We start from the raw sequence: 18,526 nt of genomic DNA, 5'->3' as shown, positions 1-18,526 counted from the left end.
GAACACACATGCTTATCGCTCAGCGTCCTTCGCTGACCGAAGAGGTCGTCGACGAGTACCGCTCGCGGTTCGTGATCGAGCCGCTGGAGCCGGGCTTCGGCTACACCCTCGGCAACTCGCTGCGCCGCACCCTCCTGTCCTCGATCCCGGGCGCCGCTGTCACCAGCATCCGGATCGACGGCGTTCTGCACGAGTTCACCACCGTGCCGGGCGTCAAGGAGGACGTGACCGACCTCATCCTCAACATCAAGCAGCTGGTCGTCTCCTCGGAGCACGACGAGCCGGTCGTGATGTACCTGCGCAAGCAGGGTCCGGGTCTGGTCACCGCCGCCGACATCGCGCCCCCGGCCGGTGTCGAGGTGCACAACCCCGACCTGGTCCTCGCCACGCTGAACGGCAAGGGCAAGCTGGAGATGGAGCTGACCGTCGAGCGCGGTCGCGGCTACGTCTCCGCCGTGCAGAACAAGCAGGTGGGCCAGGAGATCGGCCGTATCCCGGTCGACTCCATCTACTCGCCGGTGCTCAAGGTCACGTACAAGGTCGAGGCGACCCGTGTCGAGCAGCGCACCGACTTCGACAAGCTGATCGTCGACGTCGAGACCAAGCAGGCCATGCGCCCGCGTGACGCCATGGCGTCCGCCGGCAAGACCCTGGTCGAGCTGTTCGGTCTGGCCCGCGAGCTCAACATCGACGCCGAGGGCATCGACATGGGCCCGTCCCCCACGGACGCCGCCCTGGCCGCCGACCTGGCGCTGCCGATCGAGGAGCTTGAGCTCACCGTTCGGTCCTACAACTGCCTCAAGCGCGAGGGCATCCACTCCGTGGGTGAGCTCGTCGCCCGCTCCGAGGCCGACCTGCTCGACATCCGCAACTTCGGTGCGAAGTCGATCGACGAGGTCAAGGCGAAGCTGGCCGGCATGGGCCTCGCGCTGAAGGACTCGCCTCCCGGCTTCGACCCGACGGCTGCGGCTGACGCCTTTGGGGCCGATGACGACGCGGACGCGGGCTTCGTCGAGACCGAGCAGTACTAAGAGCTCGGGACCGATCGCCGGTTCTTGGGTGCGGGTGCGCTGTGGCTTGTCGCGCAGTTCCCCGCGCCCCTTCCAGGACCCTTCGGGGGCCTGGATCTCCGACGGGCGACCGCCCGCTCGGATACTGACCTTGGTACCTGATACGGCCAGGGCAGACACCTAGGAGAAAACAATGCCGCGTCCCGCAAAGGGTGCCCGTCTGGGCGGCAGCGCCGCGCACGAGCGTCTGCTTCTCGCCAACCTGGCGAAGTCGCTGTTCGAGCACGGCCGCATCACGACGACCGAGGCCAAGGCCCGCCGCCTGCGTCCGGTCGCCGAGCGCCTGATCACCAAGGCGAAGAAGGGCGACATCCACAACCGTCGCCTGGTGCTGCAGACGATCACCGACAAGGGCATCGTCCACACCCTCTTCACCGAGATCGCGCCGCGCTACTCGGAGCGTCCGGGTGGTTACACCCGTATCACCAAGATCGGCAACCGCCGTGGTGACAACGCGCCGATGGCCGTGATCGAGCTGGTCGAGGGCGAGATCGCCAAGAAGGCGACCGTCGCCGAGGCCGAGGCCGCCGCGAAGCGCGCCGTCAAGGAGGCCGACGAGGCCAAGGCCGTCGAGGCCGAGGTCGAGGACGCCGCTCCGGCGGAGGAGTCGAAGGACGCGTAAGCGTTCCGCAGACCGACGGACGGGTCCGTTCCCTTCGGGGGACGGGCCCGTTCCGTTTTCCCGCCGCTCTGAGAGGATCTGTTACGTGAGTGATGAGGTGGAGCCCGGCCGGGTCCGGGTGCGTCTTGACCTGTCGTACGACGGCAAGGACTTCTCCGGCTGGGCCAAGCAGCCCAGTGGCCGGCGGACGGTCCAGGGCGAGATCGAGGGCGCGCTGCGCACGGTGACGCGTTCGGACCGGACGTACGACCTGACGGTCGCCGGGCGCACCGACGCGGGCGTGCACGCGCGCGGACAGGTGGCCCATGTCGACCTGCCGGAGGACGTGTGGGCCGAGCACCGCGAGAAGCTGCTGCGGCGGCTCGCCGGGCGGCTGCCGCACGACGTCCGGATCTGGCGGGTCGCGGAGGCCCCCAGCGGCTTCAACGCGCGCTTCTCCGCGATCTGGCGGCGGTACGCGTACCGGGTGACCGACAACCCCGGCGGCGTCGACCCGCTGCTGCGCGGCCATGTGCTGTGGCACGACTGGGAGTTGGACGTCGAGGCGATGAACGCGGCCTCGGCCGCACTGCTCGGCGAGCACGACTTCGCGGCGTACTGCAAGAAGCGCGAGGGCGCCACCACCATCCGTACGCTCCAGGAGCTGTCCTGGGTGCGCGGCGAGGACGGCATCGTCACGGCGACCGTGCGGGCGGACGCGTTCTGCCACAACATGGTCCGCTCGCTGGTGGGCGCGCTGCTGTACGTCGGTGACGGGCACCGGGGCGTGGAGTGGCCGGGCAAGGTGCTGGCGGCGGCGGTACGGGACTCGTCGGTGCACGTGGTCAAGCCGCACGGGCTCACCCTGGAGGAAGTCGGCTACCCGGCCGACGAGTTGCTGGCGGCGCGGAGCCGGGAGGCGCGGAACATGAGGACGTTGCCGGGTTCCGCGGGGGCGGGGTGCTGCTGAGCCCGGGGTTCGTCTGCGGGTGATCGGTGGCTGGTCGCGCCCACGCGGCGGAGCCGCACAATGACACAGCCCCGCGCCCCTTAAATGCCGCTGCGCGGCATCCCCTTAGGAGCGCGGGGAACTGCGCGAGCAACCCAGCACGGGCCGCAGACGAAAGCCTAGGCAGGCGGGGCCGTCGCTGCCGCCTGGGCTTGGGACTCGCCTCGGGCGACTATCTGGCGGAACGTGAATTCGGCCAGGTCGTCGCCCGCGGCGAAGGCGTTCTTGTCGCCCTTGGTGACGCTCTTGCCGTTGGTGTAGCCGCTGATGCTGAAGTACGCGTACCGGCCGTGCGAGTTGGCGAGGTTGCGGCAGACCGCGTGGCCGCCGTCGCAGAAGCCGGGGACGCCTTCGCCCGCGAGCGGGGAGAGGCCGATGCCCGCCTGCTGCTTGGCGCGCAGCGCCTTCGCCTCGGTCTCGAAGGTGGCCACGCCTATGGTGACGGCGACGCCGTCCCGTACGTAGGTGGCCCGGATGACCTGGTCGCAGCCGTTGGACGTCAGGGCCGAGCCGAGCGAGCCGCGGGTCGCGGCGGCGCAGTCGGTGGTGCGGGCGGTGGGGCCCTTGGTGTAGGTGCGGTCGCCCATCTTCAGCGTCTTGCCGGGGAAGAGCGTGTCGGCGCTCAGCGGCGCCTTGTCCTTCTTGGCGCTGGATATGAAGTCGTGCGGGTTGGGCGGGGGCGGCGGCGCCACCGACGAGAACGACGGCTGCGGCTCGGCGGTGCCGCTGGGCAGCGTCTGCGGCGAGGGCAGCTCGCTCGCGGACTTCCCGTCGGCGCCGTCCTTGGAGTCACCGGTGCTGACGATGGCCACGGCGACGATGGCCACCACCGCCGCCGTGGCCAGCGCCCCGCCGCCGATCAGCAGCCAGCGCTTCTTGCGGCTGCGCGCCGCGGCCTCGTCGGCGAGCGCCGCCCAGTCGGGTGTGCCGCCGCTGTCCCCCGGGCCCCATGCGGGTCCCCCTTGCCCAAAGCTCATGGCGCGCATCTTAATTCGGTTGTGGGTACGCGTACGGGGTGGGCGACAATCCGCGTATGGGACATGTAGAGGCCGCACACCTGGAGTACTACCTGCCGGACGGGCGGGTCCTGCTCGGCGACGCGTCGTTCCGGGTGGGGGAGGGTGCGGTGGTGGCCCTGGTCGGGGCGAACGGCGCCGGCAAGACGACCCTCCTGCGGATGATCTCCGGCGAGCTCCAGCCGCACGGCGGGACCGTCACCGTGGGCGGCGGGCTCGGGGTGATGCCGCAGTTCGTGGGCTCGGTGCGGGACGAGCGTACGGTCCGTGACCTGCTGGTATCGGTGTCTCAGCCGAGGATCCGGGAGGCGGCGGCCGAGGTGGACCGGGCCGAGCACCTGATCATGACGGTCGACGACGAGGCCGCGCAGATGGCGTACGCGCAGGCGCTGAGCGACTGGGCGGAGGCGCGGGGGTACGAGGCCGAGACGGTCTGGGACATGTGCACGATGGCCGCGCTGGGCGTTCCGTACGAGAAGGCGCAGTTCCGGCAGGTGCGCACGCTCTCCGGCGGCGAGCAGAAGCGGCTGGTCCTGGAGGCGCTGCTGCGCGGTCCGGAGGAGACGCTGCTCCTGGACGAGCCGGACAACTATCTGGACGTGCCGGGCAAGCGCTGGCTGGAGGAGAAGCTGAAGGAGACCCGTAAGACGGTCCTCTTCGTCTCCCACGACCGCGAGCTGCTCTCCCGGGCCGCCGACAAGATCGTGAGCCTGGAGCCGAGCCCGGCGGGCACGGACGTGTGGGTGCACGGCGGCGGCTTCGCCACGTACCACGACGCCCGCAAGGAGCGGTTCGCCCGCTTCGAGGAGCTCAAGCGGCGCTGGGACGAGGAGCACGCGCGGCTGAGGGCGCTGGTGCTGCGGCTGCGCAACCAGGCGGCGATCAGCCCGGACATGGCGTCGCGGTACCGGGCGATGCAGACCCGCTTCAAGAAGTTCGAGGAGGCGGGGCCGCCGCCGGAGCCGCCGCGCGAGCAGGAGATCTCGATGCGGCTGCGCGGCGGACGCACCGGCGTCCGTGCCGTGACCTGCGAGAACCTTGAGCTCACGGGGCTCATGAAGCCGTTCTCGCTGGAGGTCTTCTACGGGGAGCGGGTGGCGGTCCTCGGGTCGAACGGCTCCGGGAAGTCGCACTTCCTGCGGCTGCTCGCGGGGGACCCGACGGTGGCGTCCACGGGTACGTGGAAGCTGGGGGCGCGGGTGGTTCCCGGCCACTTCGCGCAGACGCACGCGCATCCGGAGCTGCTCGGCCGCACGCTCGTCGACATCCTGTGGACGGAGCACGCGAAGGACCGGGGCGGGGCGATGTCGGTGCTGCGGCGGTACGAGCTGGAGCGCCAGGGGGACCAGGCCTTCGAGAAGCTCTCCGGCGGGCAGCAGGCCCGCTTCCAGATCCTCCTGCTGGAGCTGGCGGGGACCACGGCGCTGCTGCTTGACGAGCCGACGGACAACCTGGATCTGGAGTCGGCGGAGGCGCTTCAGGATGGGCTTGAGGTGTACGAGGGCACGGTCCTGGCGGTGACCCATGACCGGTGGTTCGCCCGGTCCTTCGACCGGTATCTGGTGTTCGGGTCGGATGGGGTGGTGCGGGAGACGGCGGAGCCGGTCTGGGACGAGCGCCGGGTGTCCCGGGCGCGGTAAGCCCCCCACCCCGCCCCTTCCCGAAAGCCCTGGGCGGGCGGCCTGGTGCTTCGGCTGCGGACCGTGCTGGGTTGCTCGCGCAGTTCCCCGCGCCCCTAGGTGGTCAGGGGCGCGGGGAACTGCGCGCTCAGCCCCCACCGGCCCGCAGACAAACCCCGGGCCCCCGACCCCGCCGCACCGGTTTTGACCCGCACGGGGCAGCCCGGGTATTCTTCTGGTTCGTTATGCGTATTGGCTTGGTCGTTCTCACGCGAGGGGCCATTACGTATACGTAGGTTCTCTGGAGCAGTTACCAGTGGCTCGCATACGGGCAGCGTCCCCGGCATTGTGAGTCCCAGCTGCATGATCGCTTCAGGGTGCAATGTGTCTGGTACCCCATCCACTGAAGAAGCGAAGGCTACGACCGTGCGTACGTACAGCCCCAAGCCCGGCGACATCACTCGCCAGTGGCACGTCATTGACGCCCAGGACGTCGTCCTGGGCCGTCTGGCGACGACCGCTGCCAACCTCCTCCGTGGCAAGCACAAGCCTGTGTATGCGCCCCACATGGACATGGGTGACTTCGTCATCATCATCAACGCCGACAAGGTTCACCTGTCCGGCAACAAGCGCGAGCAGAAGCTGGCCTACCGCCACTCCGGCTACCCGGGCGGTCTGCGCTCGGTGCGCTACGACGACCTGCTGGCGAACAACCCGGAGAAGGCCGTCGAGAAGGCCATCCGCGGCATGATCCCCAAGAACTCCCTGGGCCGTCAGATGCTCTCGAAGCTGAAGGTCTACTCGGGCGACCAGCACCCCCACGCTGCCCAGCAGCCGGTGCCGTTCGAGATCACCCAGGTCGCGCAGTAGTTCCGGCCACCCCCTAAGACGAAAAAGAATCTGAGGAGCATCGTGGCCGAGACCACTGTCGAGACCCCCATCGAGGGCGACGAGACCTACGACGCCGTGACCACCTTCGAGTCGGAGGTGCCCGTCGAGGGCGAGTACACCACCGAGTCGCTGGCGTCCCGCTTCGGCGACCCGCAGCCGGCCGCCGGCCTGGGCCGTCGCAAGAACGCCATCGCCCGCGTCCGGATCGTCCCGGGCACCGGCAAGTGGAAGATCAACGGGCGTACGCTCGAGGACTACTTCCCGAACAAGGTCCACCAGCAGGAAGTCAACGAGCCCTTCAAGGTGCTCGAGCTCGACAACCGCTACGACGTCATCGCCCGCATCGCGGGTGGCGGCGTGTCCGGCCAGGCCGGCGCCCTGCGCCTCGGCGTGGCCCGTGCGCTGAACGAGGCGGACGTCGAGAACAACCGCCCGGCGCTGAAGAAGGCCGGCTTCCTCTCCCGCGACGACCGTGCGGTCGAGCGCAAGAAGGCCGGTCTCAAGAAGGCCCGCAAGGCCCCGCAGTACAGCAAGCGCTAAATCGCGCCTGCCGCCTGTACGGCTCTCGTCCGCCCCGGCAGCACTCTTGGTGCTGCCGGGGCGGCGTTGTTTTTGCCAATGGTGGGCGCCCGGGTGCGGCGCCTGGTGGATCTCAATGGAGGACAGCAGTGGGACGACTCTTCGGCACGGACGGTGTACGCGGTGTGGCCAACGCGGATCTGACGGCTGAGCTCGCGCTCGGCCTGTCGGTCGCGGCGGCGCACGTACTGGCCGAGGCGGGTACCTTCGCGGGCCATCGGCCCACCGCGGTGGTCGGGCGCGACCCCCGCGCGTCCGGGGAGTTCCTGGAGGCCGCGGTCGTCGCGGGCCTCGCCAGCGCGGGCGTCGACGTGCTGCGCGTCGGTGTGCTGCCGACCCCGGCCGTGGCGTACCTCACGGGCGCGCTCGGCGCGGACCTCGGCGTGATGCTCTCCGCCAGCCACAACGCCATGCCCGACAACGGCATCAAGTTCTTCGCGCGCGGGGGCCACAAGCTCGCCGACGAGCTGGAGGACCGCATCGAGCGCGTGTACGAGCAGCACCGCACGGGCGAGCCGTGGGAGCGGCCGACCGGCGCCGGCGTGGGCCGCGTCCGTACGTACGAGGAGGGCTTCGACAAGTACGTCGCCCACCTCATCGGCGTGCTGCCGAACCGTCTCGACGGTCTGAAGGTCGTCCTCGACGAGGCGCACGGCGCGGCCGCGCGGGTCTCGCCGGAGGCGTTCACGCGGGCCGGGGCCGAGATCGTCACGATCGGTGCCGAGCCGGACGGGCTCAACATCAACGACGGCTGCGGCTCGACCCACCTCGACCTGCTGAAGGCCGCCGTCGTCGAGCACGGCGCCGACCTCGGCATCGCGCACGACGGCGACGCGGACCGCTGCCTGGCCGTCGACGCGCGGGGCGACGAGGTCGACGGCGACCAGATCCTCGCCGTGCTCGCGCTGGCCATGCGCGAGGCGGGCACCCTGCGGGGCAACGCGGTCGTCGGCACCGTCATGTCGAACCTCGGCTTCAAGATCGCCATGGAGCGCGAGGGCCTCCAGCTGGTCCAGACGGGCGTCGGCGACCGGTACGTCCTGGAGTCGATGAAGGAGCACGGCTACGCGCTGGGCGGCGAGCAGTCCGGCCACGTGATCATCCTCGACCACGCGACCACCGGCGACGGCACGCTCACCGGTCTGATGCTGGCGGCCCGCGTCGCCGCGACCGGCCGCACCCTGGCCGACCTCGCGGGCGTCATGGAGCGTCTGCCGCAGGTCCTGGTCAACGTGCCGGACGTCGACAAGTCCCGGGTGTCCACCTCGGCCGAGCTGACCTCCGCGGTCACCGAGGCCGAGCGCGAGCTGGGCTCCACCGGCCGGGTGCTGCTGCGCCCGTCGGGCACCGAGCCGCTGGTGCGCGTGATGGTCGAGGCCGCCGACATCGACCAGGCGCGGTCGGTGGCGGGCCGCCTGGCGGACGTGGTGAAGTCCGCGCTGGGCTAGGCCGGTCGCGTACTCCGTACGCCCAACGAGCGGGCCCGCCGGGGGAGTTCCCCCGGCGGGCCCGTTTGCTTTGTGGTCCGCTCGTCACAGCTTGCGGAGCGAGAGCTTCTGGACCTTGTGGTCGGGGCCCTTGCGGACGACGAGGGTGGCGCGGCCGCGGGTGGGGGCCACGTTCTCCACCAGATTGGGCCGGTTGATGGTCCGCCAGGCGGTGCGCGCGTAGTCGAGCGCCTCCTCCTCCGAGACCTGGGTGTACTTGCGGAAGTACGAGGACGGGTCCTGGAAGGCCGTCTCGCGCAGCTTGCGGAAACGATTCAGGTACCAGGTCTCGATGTCCTCGGTCCGGGCGTCCACGTACACGCTGAAGTCGAAGTAGTCGGCGAGGCCGACCCGGGTGCGGCCGTCCTGGCCCGGCAGGGCGGGCTGGAGCACGTTGAGGCCCTCGACGATGAGGATGTCCGGGCGGCGCACGGTCAGCACCTCGCCGGGCACCCGGTCGTAGATCAGGTGCGAGTAGACGGGCGCGGTCACCTCGTCCTTGCCCGCCTTGATGTCCGCGACGAACCGGGTCAGCGCGCGCCGGTCGTACGACTCGGGGAACCCCTTGCGCGACATCAGGCCGCGCCGCTGGAGCTCGGCCATCGGATAGAGGAAGCCGTCGGTGGTGACCCGCTCCACGCGCGGGTGCTCGGGCCAGCGGGCGAGCATCGCCTGGAGCAGCCGGGCCACCGTGGACTTGCCGACGGCGACCGATCCGGCGACGCCTATGACGAACGGGGTGCCGCGCTGCGCGCCGTGCCCGTTCTTGCCCGCGTCGCCCAGGAACGTGTTGAGGGCGCCCCGCAGCTCGGCGGTGGCCTGCACGTACAGGTTGAGGAGCTGGGACAGCGGCAGATAGACGTCCCGTACTTCGTCCAGGTCGATGACGTCGCCGAGCCCGCGCAGCCGCTCCAGCTCCGCGGCGGTCAGCGGCAGCGGCGACTTGTCGCGCAGCGCGCTCCATTCGCTGCGGGACAGGTCGACGTAGGGGGTCGAGTCCGCTCGGTGTTGGGCGCTTCGTGGCGGCGAAGTGATCACAGGCCCATTGTCGGGGCTGGCGGCCGGATGTGGGGGGTGGGGTGGGTCACGCGGCGGACCGCCCGGGGCGTGGCCGCGCGAGTGCCCCCGATTCGCGGCCGTACGGCCGTAGGCTGCCGCCATGTGCGGAATCGTCGGGTACGTGGGAGCGCAGTCAGCGCTCGATGTTGTCATCGCCGGGCTGAAGCGGCTCGAATACCGGGGCTACGACTCGGCCGGGGTCGCGGTCCTCGCCGACGGCGGGCTGGCCGCGGCCAAGAAGGCAGGCAAGCTCGTCAACCTGGAGAAGGCCCTGGTGGACCGGCCGCTGCCGAGCGGCGCGACGGGCATCGGGCACACCCGCTGGGCCACCCACGGCGGGCCGACCGACGCCAACGCCCACCCGCACCTCGACAACGCGGGCCGGGTCGCGGTCGTCCACAACGGGATCATCGAGAACTTCGCGGCGCTGCGGGCCGAACTGGAGGAGCGCGGGCACGCGCTGGCCTCCGAGACGGACACCGAGGTCGTCGCGCACCTGCTGGCCGAGGCGTACTCCTCGACCGAGGACCTCGCGGAGGCGATGCGGCAGGTGTGCCGCCGCCTTGAGGGCGCGTTCACGCTGGTCGCGGTGCACGCCGACGAGCCGGACGTGGTGGTCGGGGCGCGGCGGAACTCCCCGCTGGTGGTGGGCGTTGGAGAGGGTGAGTCCTTCCTCGCCTCGGACGTGGCCGCGTTCATCGCCCACACGCGGTCCGCGATCGAGCTGGGCCAGGACCAGGTCGTGGAGCTGCGGCGGGACGGTGTGTCGGTCACCGACTTCGACGGGGCTCCCGCACAGGTGCGGTCGTACCACGTGGACTGGGACGCGTCGGCCGCGGAGAAGGGGGGCTATGACTACTTCATGCTCAAGGAGATCGCCGAGCAGCCCAAGGCCGTGGCCGATACGCTGCTCGGCCGGATCGACGCCGAGGGTTCGCTGACGCTCGACGAGGTCCGCATCCCGGTCTCGGTGCTGCGCGAGGTCGACAAGGTCGTGATCGTCGCGTGCGGTACGGCGTACCACGCGGGCATGATCGCCAAGCTGGCGATCGAGCACTGGACGCGGATCCCCTGCGAGACGGAGCTCGCCAGCGAGTTCCGCTACCGGGACCCGATCCTCGACCGGCGCACGCTGGTGATCGCGATCTCGCAGTCCGGCGAGACCATGGACACCCTGATGGCGCTGCGGCACGCCCGCGAGCAGGGCGCGAAGGTGCTGGCGATCTGCAACACCAACGGCTCGACGATTCCCCGCGAGTCCGACGCGGTGCTGTACACGCACGCGGGCCCGGAGGTCGCGGTCGCCTCCACCAAGGCGTTCCTGACCCAGCTGGTGGCCTGCTACCTCGTCGCTCTGTACCTGGGCCAGGTGCGCGGGACGAAGTGGGGCGACGAGATCCGGGCGGTGATCCGGGACCTGGCGTCGATCGCGCGGGACGTCGACCAGGTGCTTGAGACGATGGAGCCGGTGCGGGAGCTGGCGCGGTCGCTGGCGGCGAAGAACACGGTGCTGTTCCTGGGCCGCCATGTGGGCTATCCGGTGGCCCTTGAGGGCGCGCTGAAGCTCAAGGAGCTGGCGTACATGCACGCGGAGGGGTTCGCGGCGGGGGAGCTGAAACACGGCCCGATCGCGCTGATCGAACCGGACCTGCCGGTGGTCGTCGTGGTCCCCTCGCCGCGCGGCCGCTCGGTGCTCCACGGCAAGATCGTCTCCAACATCCAGGAGATCAGGGCGCGGGGGGCGCGGACGATCGTGATCGCGGAGGTCGGGGACGAGGCAGTGGTGCCGTACGCGGACCATCTGATCCGCATCCCCGCGACGCCGACGCTGCTCCAGCCCCTGGTCGCCACGGTCCCGCTCCAGGTCTTCGCCTGCGAGCTGGCCACGGCGCGGGGCAACGAGGTCGACCAGCCGCGCAATCTGGCGAAGTCGGTCACCGTCGAATGATCATCGGGGTGGGGATCGACGTGGCGGAGGTCCAGCGCTTCGGGGAGTCCCTGGAGCGGACGCCCGGCCTGCTCCAACGCCTGTTCGTGGAGCAGGAGTTGCTGCTGCCGAGCGGCGAGCGCCGGGGCACGGCGTCCCTCGCGGTCCGCTTCGCGGCGAAGGAGGCCCTGGCGAAGGCCCTGGGCGCGCCGGCGGGGCTGCACTGGACGGACGCGGAGGTGTACGTGGAGGAGAGCGGGCAGCCGCGGCTTCGGGTGCGGGGGAGTGTGGCGGCGCGGGCGGAGGCGCTGGGGGTTCGGGGGTGGCATGTTTCGCTCAGCCATGATGCGGGGGTGGCGTCGGCGGTGGTGATCGCGGAGGGGTGACGTCCCTTCTGCCCGGTGTGCGTCTGCGGGCCGTCTGTGGCTGGTCGCGCAGTTCCCCGCGCCCCTGAAAGCGCCCCTGCGGGGCGCCCAGGGGATGCCGCGCAGCGGCATTTAAGGGGCGCGGGGAACTGCGCGACCAGCCCCCACCGGTCCGCAGACGAACCAGGCTCAGGCGTAGACGTCTCGCCAGGCGTGCGCCAGGGACGACGCGACGGCTGATGCCGTCAGGGGGGCCGCGTTCGCGGCGTGGCGGGCGGACAGGCCGTGGAGGTACGCCGCGACCGAACCCGCGTCCCGGGCGGTCAGGCCCGCCGCCAGCAGGGAGCCGGCCAGGCCGGACAGGACGTCGCCGCTGCCCGCCGTGGCGAGCCAGGGCGTACCCGTCGGGTTGACCCGGACGGGGGCGCGGCCGCCGGGATCGGCGACGAGGGTGGTCGAACCCTTGAGGAGGACGGTCGCGCCGTACCGGTCCGCCAGCTCCCGTACGGAGTGGAGCCGCGCGGCCTCCACCTCGGCCCGGCTCACCCCGAGCAGCGCCGCCGCCTCCCCGGCGTGCGGGGTGAGCAGCGTCGGCGCGGTCCGGGCCCGTACGACCGACGGGTCCAGGCCCCGCAGCCCGTCCGCGTCGACCAGCACGGGAACGTCCGCGGCGAGGACCTCCTCGACTCCGGGGGCGTCTCCCAGGCCCGGGCCGACGACCCAGGCCTGGACGCGGCCCGCCTTGGCCGGGGGGCCCGCCGAGACCAGCGTCTCGGGGAAGCGGGCGATGACGTCGTCGGCGGCGTGCCCGACGTACCGGACGGCCCCCGCCCCGCCGTGCAGCGCGCCCGCCACCGCGAGCACGGCCGCGCCGGGGTAGCGCGCGGACCCGGCGACGATGCCGAGGACCCCGCGCCGGTACTTGTCGCTCTCGCCCGCCGGCACCGGCAGCAGCTGCGCCACGTCGGCGTGCTGCAGCGCCTCGCAGTCCGGTACGGAGGGGAGGTGGGGTTCGAGGCCGATGTCGACGAGGCGGACGGCGCCGGTGTACGCGTGCGCGGGGTCGACGAGCAGGCCCGGCTTGTACGCGCCGAAGGTGACGGTCGCATCGGCGTGCAGCGCCTCCCCGAGGACTTCCCCGCTGTCGGCCTCGATCCCGCTGGGGAGGTCGACGGCGACGACGAGGGCGTTCGAGCCGCGGGCCGCGCGGGCGACGGGGACGGCGTCGGGGCGCAGGCCGCCGTGGCCGCCGATGCCGGTGATGCCGTCGAGGACGAGGTCGGCGGCGGCGAGCACGTCGTACGGGTCGTCGGCCACGCGTCCGCCCGCGCGCAGGAACGCGGCGAGGCCGGCGGGGTGGGCGCGGTCGGGGGCGAGCAGTACGGCGCTGACGCCCGCGCCGCGCCGGGCCAGGCGGGCCCCGGCGTACAGCGCGTCGCCGCCGTTGTCGCCGCTGCCCGCGAGGACGACGACGCGGGCGCCGTACACCCGGCCGAGCATGCCCGCGGCGGCTGCGGCCAGCCCGGCGGCGGCGCGCTGCATGAGCGCGCCGTCGGGGAGCCGCTGCATCAGCTCCTGCTCGGCGGCGCGGACGGTCTCGACGCGATAGGCGATACGCATGGCCCCACCCTTCCCAATCCCGCCCGTCCGTGCCACCCAGGTACTGGGCCCGGTGTGCGTCTGCGGGCCGTCGGTGGTTGCTCGCGCAGTTCCCCGCGCCCCTAAAAGCGCCCCTGCGGGGCGCCCAGGGGATGCCGCGCAGCGGCATTTAAGGGGCGCGGGGAACTGCGCGACCAGCCACAGTCGGCCCGCAGACGAAGCACCCGGCTGCCCGCCAGGGCTTTCGGGAAGGGGCGGGGTGGGGGAAACCAAACCTGCCCACCCGCGCGGCACCCCCCACACCCCACCCCCCACCGCTTCGCTGACCCCATGACCGAACGACACCCCCGCACCGCCCCCCACACCCCCCGCCCCGCCCGCCGCAAACGCCTCGCCGTCTACCTCGTCCTCGCCACCTCCCTCACCCTCTGCGGCGCCGCCTACCCCATCCCCCCGCACCCGGGCCCCGGCCCCGCCCCGGAGCCCGTCCCGGACAGCCCCGCCCCCGCCGACGTCCTCGTCCCGGGGGAGCCGAGGGAGCCGGGGCAGGTCGCGTATCTCATGGACACGCCCGACCAGGTGCTGCCGCCGCTCGTGTACGAGCCCACCGCCGCCGAGGAGGCCGTCGAGCCCGCGGAGCCCGCCGCGGGCGTGGAGCGGCTCGTCGAGTACGTGCCCGGCGACGAGGTCGGCGCCGTCGCGTGCAGCCGGCAGGCGGGCCCGTACCAGCGACAGGTCGAGCGGTGGCTGAAGCTGGCGATCGACGGGAAGCAGTCCGCCGCCGACTGCGCCGCGATCCGCCGCTTCCAGACCGACCACGGCATCCGGCCGAACAACGGCTTCGCCGGCCCCACCACCTGGGGCACCATGCGGCTGCTCTCCGCCCGGGCCAACCCGAATGCCGCCGGCCGCTGCCCCGTCCGCAGGAGCCGGATCGCCTGCGTCGACCTCGACCGGCAGATCATGTGGGTGCAGAACGGGAGGAAAGTCACCTTCGGGCCCGTCGCCGTCCGCAGCGGGCGGCCCGGGTACGCCACCCGTACCGGCACCTACCCCGTCTACTGGCGGCACAAGAACCACTGGTCGACCATCTACAACGCGCCCATGCCGTACGCCCAGTTCTTCAGCGGCGGACAGGCCTTCCACGCCATTTACGACAACATCTACTCCACCGGCGGATCGCGCGGATGCGTCAATCTGACCTACTCGGACGCCAAGCGGCTGTGGGGCGCGCTCGCCCAGGGTGACCCGGTCCACATCTGGGGGCGCAGGCCCGGCGCCTGAGCCGGGGGCGCAGCTCTGAGAGACTTGGCGCGATGACCGCGATGACTCAGACAGTGCACACCCGAGCCCGCGCCGAGATCGATCTGGCCGCCCTGCGCGCCAACGTCCGTGCGCTGCGTGCCCGTACCCCCGGCGCGCAGCTCATGGCCGTCGTGAAGGCGGACGCGTACGGGCACGGCGCCGTGCCGTGTGCCCGGGCCGCGATCGAGGCGGGCGCCACCTGGGTCGGCACCGCCACCCCGCACGAGGCCCTGGCGCTGCGCGCGGCCGGGATCGGCGGGCGGATGCTGTGCTGGCTGTGGACGCCCGGCGGGCCCTGGCGCGAGGCCGTCGAGGCCGACATCGATGTGTCGGTGAGCGGGATGTGGGCCCTCGAAGAGGTCGTCGAAGCCGCTCGTGCCGCCGGGCGCGTGGCCCGCATCCAGCTCAAGGCCGACACCGGGCTCGGGCGCAACGGGTGCCAGCCTGCCGACTGGCCCGAGCTCGTCCAGGCCGCCCTCGCCGCCCCCGAGGTCCGTGTCACGGGCCTGTGGTCGCACTTCGCCTGCGCCGACGAGCCCGGCCACCCCTCCATCGCCGCTCAGCTCACCCTCTTCCGCGAGCTGGTCGCGTACGCCGAGAAGGAGGGCGTCGAGCCGGAGGTGCGGCACATCGCCAACTCCCCGGCCACCCTCACCCTCCCCGAGACGCACTTCGACCTCGTACGGACCGGGATCGCCATGTACGGGATCTCCCCGGCGCCCGAGCTCGGCGCCCCGGGTGACTTCGGGCTGCGGCCGGTGATGACGCTCGCCGCGTCCGTGGCGCTGGCCAAGCAGGTCCCGGCGGGCCACGGCGTCAGCTACGGGCACCACTACGTCACCCCGCGCGAGACGACCCTCGCCCTCGTCCCGCTCGGCTACGCCGACGGCATCCCGCGGCACGCCTCCGGGCGCGGGCCGGTGCTCGTCGGGGGACGGGTGCGGACGGTGGCGGGCCGGGTCGCCATGGACCAGTTCGTCGTCGACCTCGACGGGGACACCGTCGAGGAGGGCGCGGACGCGATCCTGTTCGGGCCCGGCGACCGGGGCGAGCCGAGCGCCGAGGACTGGGCGCGGGCCGCGGACACCATCGCGTACGAGATCGTCACCCGGATCGGTTCGCGGGTGCCGCGCGTCTATCTCAACGAGCTCGACGAGAATTCCGACAGCTGAACCGCGGACCACGAGGAGCGGCACGGTGAGCGAGACCAGCACGGGGGACGCGGCGCGGGCGGCCGTGGGCAGCTGGCGCCGGGCGGGTCTGGCCGGGGCCGCGATAGGCGTGGTCGCGGCGGGGGCCGCCGCCGGGGTCGCGGTCGAGCGGCTCACCGTCGGGCGCGGCATGCGCAAGAAGGCCCGCCTCGCGCTGGACGCGGCGGGGCCGTACGGCGCGCTGCGCGGCACGCCGGGGCGCGCGTACGCCGACGACGGCACCGAGCTCTCCTACGAGACCGACGAGGCCGAGCCGTCCGCCAAGGCCAACGGGGCGCGCAAGCGGCGGCTGTTCGGCCGCAAGGCGCCCGCGCCCGTCACCGTCGTCTTCTCGCACGGCTTCTGTCTGAGCCAGGACGCCTGGCACTTCCAGCGGGCCGCCCTGCGCGGGGTCGTGCGGACCGTCCACTGGGACCAGCGCAGCCACGGCCGCTCGGCGCGCGGCGAGGCGCAGATGCTGGGCAAGCCCGTCACCATCGACCAGCTGGGCCGCGACCTCAAGGCGGTGCTCGACGCGGCCGCCCCCGAGGGGCCGCTGGTGCTGGTGGGGCATTCGATGGGCGGCATGACGGTGATGGCGCTCGCCGACCAGTACCCGGAGCTGATCCGCGACCGGGTCGTCGGCGTCGCCTTCGTCGGCACGTCCTCGGGCAAGCTCGGCGAGGTCAGCTACGGGCTGCCGGTGGCGGGGGTGAACGCGGTGCGCCGCATCCTGCCCGGCGTGCTGAAGGCGCTGGGCTCGCAGGCGGAGCTGGTGGAGCGGGGCCGTCGGGCCACGGCCGACCTCTTCGCCGGGATGATCAAGCGGTACTCGTTCTCCTCGAAGGACGTGGACCCGGCGGTGGCCCGGTTCGCGGAGCGGATGATCGAGGGGACGCCGATCGACGTGGTGGCGGAGTTCTACCCGGCCTTCGACGACCACGACAAGGAGGCGGCGCTCCAGATCTTCGCCGAGGTGCCCGCGCTCGTCCTGGCCGGCGACCGCGACCTCGTCACGCCCAGCTCGCACAGCGAGTCCATCGCGGACCTGCTGCCCGACGCCGAGCTGGTCATCGTGCCCGACGGCGGGCACCTGGTGATGCTGGAGCACCCCGAGACGGTCACCGACCGCCTTGCGGACCTGCTGGTGCGGGTCGGCGCGGTGCCGGAGGCGACTAACGTTGGCACGTATGGAAGCACCGCACAGCCAGGCCACTGACGCCACGACCCGGCTCACCCTCGACTCCCCGGCCGAGATGCAGGAGTTGGGCCGCAAGATCGCCAAACTGCTCCGCCCGGGCGACCTCGTCCTGCTCACCGGTGAGCTCGGCGCGGGCAAGACGACGCTGGCGCGCGGCCTCGGCGAGGGCCTCGGGGTGCGCGGCGCGGTGACCTCCCCCACCTTCGTGATCGCCCGGGTCCACCCGTCCCTGACCGGCGGCCCGGCCCTGGTGCACGTGGACGCGTACCGGCTCGGCGGCGGTCTGGACGAGATGGAGGACCTGGACCTCGACGTCTCGCTGCCGGAGTCGGTGGTGGTCGTGGAGTGGGGCGACGGCAAGGTGGAGGAGCTCTCCGACGACCGGCTGCACGTGGTCATCGACCGGGTGGTCGGCGAGACGGACGACGACCGCCGGGTGGTGACCGTGACAGGTCTGGGCACGCGGTGGTCGGGAGCCGGGATCGACGGCCTGTAGCCGCCCGTGGCGCGTGGGAGACGTACGTTCCGACAAGCTGTCGGCAAAATGTTGCGCGGGTCCCACCGGGCGTGGTCACATGGTAGAAGGGACCTGGTTAGGTCTGCCTAACCACGCCTTCTCCAGGAGCCGGGAGGCCGCCATGACCGTGTCGGAGCGCGAAGCGCAGCCGCGGGGTGCGCAAGGTGTGTCCATGAGCGATCTGCTGGCCTCCTGCGCGGCAGCGAGCGCCGTCTCGACCCCGCCGAATCCGGCGGAGCCGGACGAGGAACGGTCGCCGGCCAAGGCCGAGGAGAAAGGCGTGCGGCGCGACGCCGCTTAACTCTTTCGGGTGTAACTGACGGTACGGGTGCGGCAGTGCGCCCTCAGGGGCGCGGGGCCGTGACGATTTGCGGCTCCGCCGCGTGGGCGCGACCAGCCACAGACGGCCCGCAGCCGAATTACCGCACCCCTGGCGGAGCCCTACGGCACCACGACGATCTTCGAGCCGATCGTGGCGAACGTCCACAGCGCGTTGCCGTCCTCGCGCTTCATCCGGATGCCGCCGGTGCGCTTGCTCGGGTCGGGGCTCGCCACCTTGCCGTTGACCGCGGCGCTGAAGCCGATCGTCACGGAGTCGACGGTGGCGAACCGTACGACGTGCTCGATCGGCACCCCGTCCGAGCCGGGGACGGACGCGGCCCGCGAGGTCACCGCGTAGTTGCCGGGCTTGGGGCTGACCGTCGACGGCATGACCTCGAAGGTCTTGGGCGGCAGGCCCTTGAGGGTCTTGGTGCCGACCAGCCAGACGCGCTTGGCGCTCAGCGAGTAGACGACGCGCGGGCCGACGCCGGAGTTCGCCGGCAGCGCCGTCACGTTCTTCTCGGGCGCCTTGCCCTTGGGCGGCACGGCCGCCGAGGAGCTCGGGGCGGGCGAGACGGTGGTGCCCGGCGCGGCCAGATCGGCCTTCGACGGCGCGTTCGCCGACGCCTGGTAGGCGAGGAAGCCGACCACCGCGAGCGCGGCCGCGGTGAGCCCGGCCACGAATCCCGAGCTGCTCCTTGCCACCTGGCTGGCCCCTTTCGTACGTACAGGCTTACGGATGTGTACAAGCCTGCGGTCATATCTGCGGC

Annotated in this window: 18 protein-coding genes; 14 read left to right on the top strand and 4 right to left on the bottom strand. The window is 72.1% G+C overall.

The window, feature by feature from the left end; all coding sequences use genetic code 11:
• Positions 1–8: 8 nt before the first annotated feature.
• The 3 genes from QIY60_RS09710 (at position 9) to truA (ending at position 2,641) form a co-directional block, all read left to right on the top strand.
• Positions 9–1,031 carry a DNA-directed RNA polymerase subunit alpha gene (locus QIY60_RS09710; RefSeq protein ID WP_003956430.1) on the top strand — a complete coding sequence of 341 codons (1,023 nt, stop codon included), beginning with the start codon at positions 9–11 and terminating at the stop codon, positions 1,029–1,031.
• A gap of 172 nt (positions 1,032–1,203) precedes the next feature.
• Positions 1,204–1,692 carry a 50S ribosomal protein L17 gene (gene rplQ / locus QIY60_RS09705; RefSeq protein WP_283142056.1) on the top strand — a complete coding sequence of 163 codons (489 nt, stop codon included), beginning with the start codon at positions 1,204–1,206 and terminating at the stop codon, positions 1,690–1,692.
• 85 nt (positions 1,693–1,777) lie between these two features.
• Positions 1,778–2,641, top strand: a complete 864-nt coding sequence (gene truA, locus QIY60_RS09700; protein WP_283142055.1) for a tRNA pseudouridine(38-40) synthase TruA — start codon at positions 1,778–1,780, stop codon at positions 2,639–2,641.
• A gap of 158 nt (positions 2,642–2,799) precedes the next feature.
• Here the strand turns inward: truA and QIY60_RS09695 are convergent, their stop codons facing one another.
• Positions 2,800–3,657, bottom strand: a complete 858-nt coding sequence (locus QIY60_RS09695; protein ID WP_283142054.1) for a hypothetical protein — start codon at positions 3,655–3,657, stop codon at positions 2,800–2,802.
• A 56-nt stretch (positions 3,658–3,713) separates the two neighbouring features.
• Here QIY60_RS09695 and QIY60_RS09690 point away from each other — a divergent pair, with 56 nt between their 5' ends.
• From QIY60_RS09690 to glmM, 4 genes are all read left to right on the top strand, one after another.
• On the top strand, positions 3,714–5,336 hold the full coding sequence (locus QIY60_RS09690; protein WP_283142053.1) for an ATP-binding cassette domain-containing protein: 1,623 nt from the start codon (positions 3,714–3,716) through the stop codon (positions 5,334–5,336).
• A gap of 405 nt (positions 5,337–5,741) precedes the next feature.
• Entirely contained in the window at positions 5,742–6,185 is a 444-nt protein-coding gene (gene rplM / locus QIY60_RS09685) for a 50S ribosomal protein L13 (protein WP_101389615.1), read from the top strand.
• 42 nt (positions 6,186–6,227) lie between these two features.
• Complete coding sequence (gene rpsI, locus QIY60_RS09680) at positions 6,228–6,746, top strand: 30S ribosomal protein S9 (protein ID WP_283142052.1); 519 nt, start codon at positions 6,228–6,230, stop codon at positions 6,744–6,746.
• 128 nt (positions 6,747–6,874) lie between these two features.
• Entirely contained in the window at positions 6,875–8,233 is a 1,359-nt protein-coding gene (glmM, locus tag QIY60_RS09675; protein WP_283142051.1) for a phosphoglucosamine mutase, read from the top strand.
• Positions 8,234–8,317: 84 nt separating this feature from the next.
• Here the strand turns inward: glmM and coaA are convergent, their stop codons facing one another.
• Positions 8,318–9,310: a type I pantothenate kinase gene (gene coaA, locus QIY60_RS09670; protein WP_283142050.1), complete on the bottom strand. Its 993-nt coding sequence runs from the start codon at positions 9,308–9,310 to the stop codon at positions 8,318–8,320.
• 121 nt (positions 9,311–9,431) lie between these two features.
• Here coaA and glmS point away from each other — a divergent pair, with 121 nt between their 5' ends.
• A complete protein-coding gene (gene glmS / locus QIY60_RS09665) occupies positions 9,432–11,279 on the top strand; it encodes a glutamine--fructose-6-phosphate transaminase (isomerizing) (RefSeq protein ID WP_283142049.1) in 1,848 nt (615 codons plus the stop codon).
• The gene (locus QIY60_RS09660; protein ID WP_101389619.1) at positions 11,276–11,644 is read left to right on the top strand and encodes a holo-ACP synthase; all 369 of its coding nucleotides are present in this window, start codon (positions 11,276–11,278) and stop codon (positions 11,642–11,644) included. Before glmS ends, QIY60_RS09660 begins: the two co-directional genes overlap by 4 nt.
• A gap of 168 nt (positions 11,645–11,812) precedes the next feature.
• On the opposite strand, the gene QIY60_RS09655 is transcribed toward QIY60_RS09660, so the two are convergent.
• The gene (locus QIY60_RS09655) at positions 11,813–13,243 is read right to left on the bottom strand and encodes an NAD(P)H-hydrate dehydratase (RefSeq protein WP_283142048.1); all 1,431 of its coding nucleotides are present in this window, start codon (positions 13,241–13,243) and stop codon (positions 11,813–11,815) included.
• 309 nt (positions 13,244–13,552) lie between these two features.
• Here QIY60_RS09655 and QIY60_RS09650 point away from each other — a divergent pair, with 309 nt between their 5' ends.
• From QIY60_RS09650 to QIY60_RS09630, 5 genes are all read left to right on the top strand, one after another.
• The gene (locus QIY60_RS09650) at positions 13,553–14,506 is read left to right on the top strand and encodes a L,D-transpeptidase (RefSeq protein ID WP_283142047.1); all 954 of its coding nucleotides are present in this window, start codon (positions 13,553–13,555) and stop codon (positions 14,504–14,506) included.
• 41 nt (positions 14,507–14,547) lie between these two features.
• Positions 14,548–15,699, top strand: coding sequence for an alanine racemase (gene alr / locus QIY60_RS09645; protein ID WP_283145880.1), 1,152 nt, complete (start codon positions 14,548–14,550; stop codon positions 15,697–15,699).
• 25 nt (positions 15,700–15,724) lie between these two features.
• The gene (locus QIY60_RS09640; protein WP_283142046.1) at positions 15,725–16,936 is read left to right on the top strand and encodes an alpha/beta hydrolase; all 1,212 of its coding nucleotides are present in this window, start codon (positions 15,725–15,727) and stop codon (positions 16,934–16,936) included.
• Positions 16,908–17,414 carry a tRNA (adenosine(37)-N6)-threonylcarbamoyltransferase complex ATPase subunit type 1 TsaE gene (gene tsaE, locus QIY60_RS09635; protein WP_283142045.1) on the top strand — a complete coding sequence of 169 codons (507 nt, stop codon included), beginning with the start codon at positions 16,908–16,910 and terminating at the stop codon, positions 17,412–17,414. Before QIY60_RS09640 ends, tsaE begins: the two co-directional genes overlap by 29 nt.
• A 142-nt stretch (positions 17,415–17,556) precedes the next feature.
• Positions 17,557–17,736, top strand: a complete 180-nt coding sequence (locus QIY60_RS09630; RefSeq protein ID WP_283142044.1) for a hypothetical protein — start codon at positions 17,557–17,559, stop codon at positions 17,734–17,736.
• Positions 17,737–17,876: 140 nt separating this feature from the next.
• On the opposite strand, the gene QIY60_RS09625 is transcribed toward QIY60_RS09630, so the two are convergent.
• Positions 17,877–18,461, bottom strand: coding sequence for a hypothetical protein (locus tag QIY60_RS09625; protein ID WP_283142043.1), 585 nt, complete (start codon positions 18,459–18,461; stop codon positions 17,877–17,879).
• Positions 18,462–18,526 lie beyond the last annotated feature (65 nt).

Source organism: Streptomyces sp. BPTC-684 (genome assembly GCF_030028635.1).
Lineage (GTDB): Bacteria > Actinomycetota > Actinomycetes > Streptomycetales > Streptomycetaceae > Streptomyces > Streptomyces noboritoensis.
Note: the sequence above shows the minus strand (reverse complement) of the source record. Positions and strands in the feature narration are given on the sequence as shown.

Bases quoted from the DNA above. Each gene is read 5' to 3' on its own strand.
- QIY60_RS09710 (WP_003956430.1), top strand. From the start codon at position 9: ATGCTTATCGCTCAGCGTCCTTCGCTGACCGAAGAGGTCGTCGACGAG.
- rplQ (WP_283142056.1), top strand. From the start codon at position 1,204: ATGCCGCGTCCCGCAAAGGGTGCCCGTCTGGGCGGCAGCGCCGCGCAC.
- QIY60_RS09695 (WP_283142054.1), bottom strand. From the start codon at position 3,657: ATGAGCTTTGGGCAAGGGGGACCCGCATGGGGCCCGGGGGACAGCGGC.
- QIY60_RS09690 (WP_283142053.1), top strand. From the start codon at position 3,714: ATGGGACATGTAGAGGCCGCACACCTGGAGTACTACCTGCCGGACGGG.
- glmS (WP_283142049.1), top strand. From the start codon at position 9,432: ATGTGCGGAATCGTCGGGTACGTGGGAGCGCAGTCAGCGCTCGATGTT.
- QIY60_RS09660 (WP_101389619.1), top strand. From the start codon at position 11,276: ATGATCATCGGGGTGGGGATCGACGTGGCGGAGGTCCAGCGCTTCGGG.
- QIY60_RS09655 (WP_283142048.1), bottom strand. From the start codon at position 13,243: ATGCGTATCGCCTATCGCGTCGAGACCGTCCGCGCCGCCGAGCAGGAG.
- QIY60_RS09650 (WP_283142047.1), top strand. From the start codon at position 13,553: ATGACCGAACGACACCCCCGCACCGCCCCCCACACCCCCCGCCCCGCC.
- alr (WP_283145880.1), top strand. From the start codon at position 14,548: ATGACTCAGACAGTGCACACCCGAGCCCGCGCCGAGATCGATCTGGCC.
- tsaE (WP_283142045.1), top strand. From the start codon at position 16,908: ATGGAAGCACCGCACAGCCAGGCCACTGACGCCACGACCCGGCTCACC.
- QIY60_RS09630 (WP_283142044.1), top strand. From the start codon at position 17,557: ATGACCGTGTCGGAGCGCGAAGCGCAGCCGCGGGGTGCGCAAGGTGTG.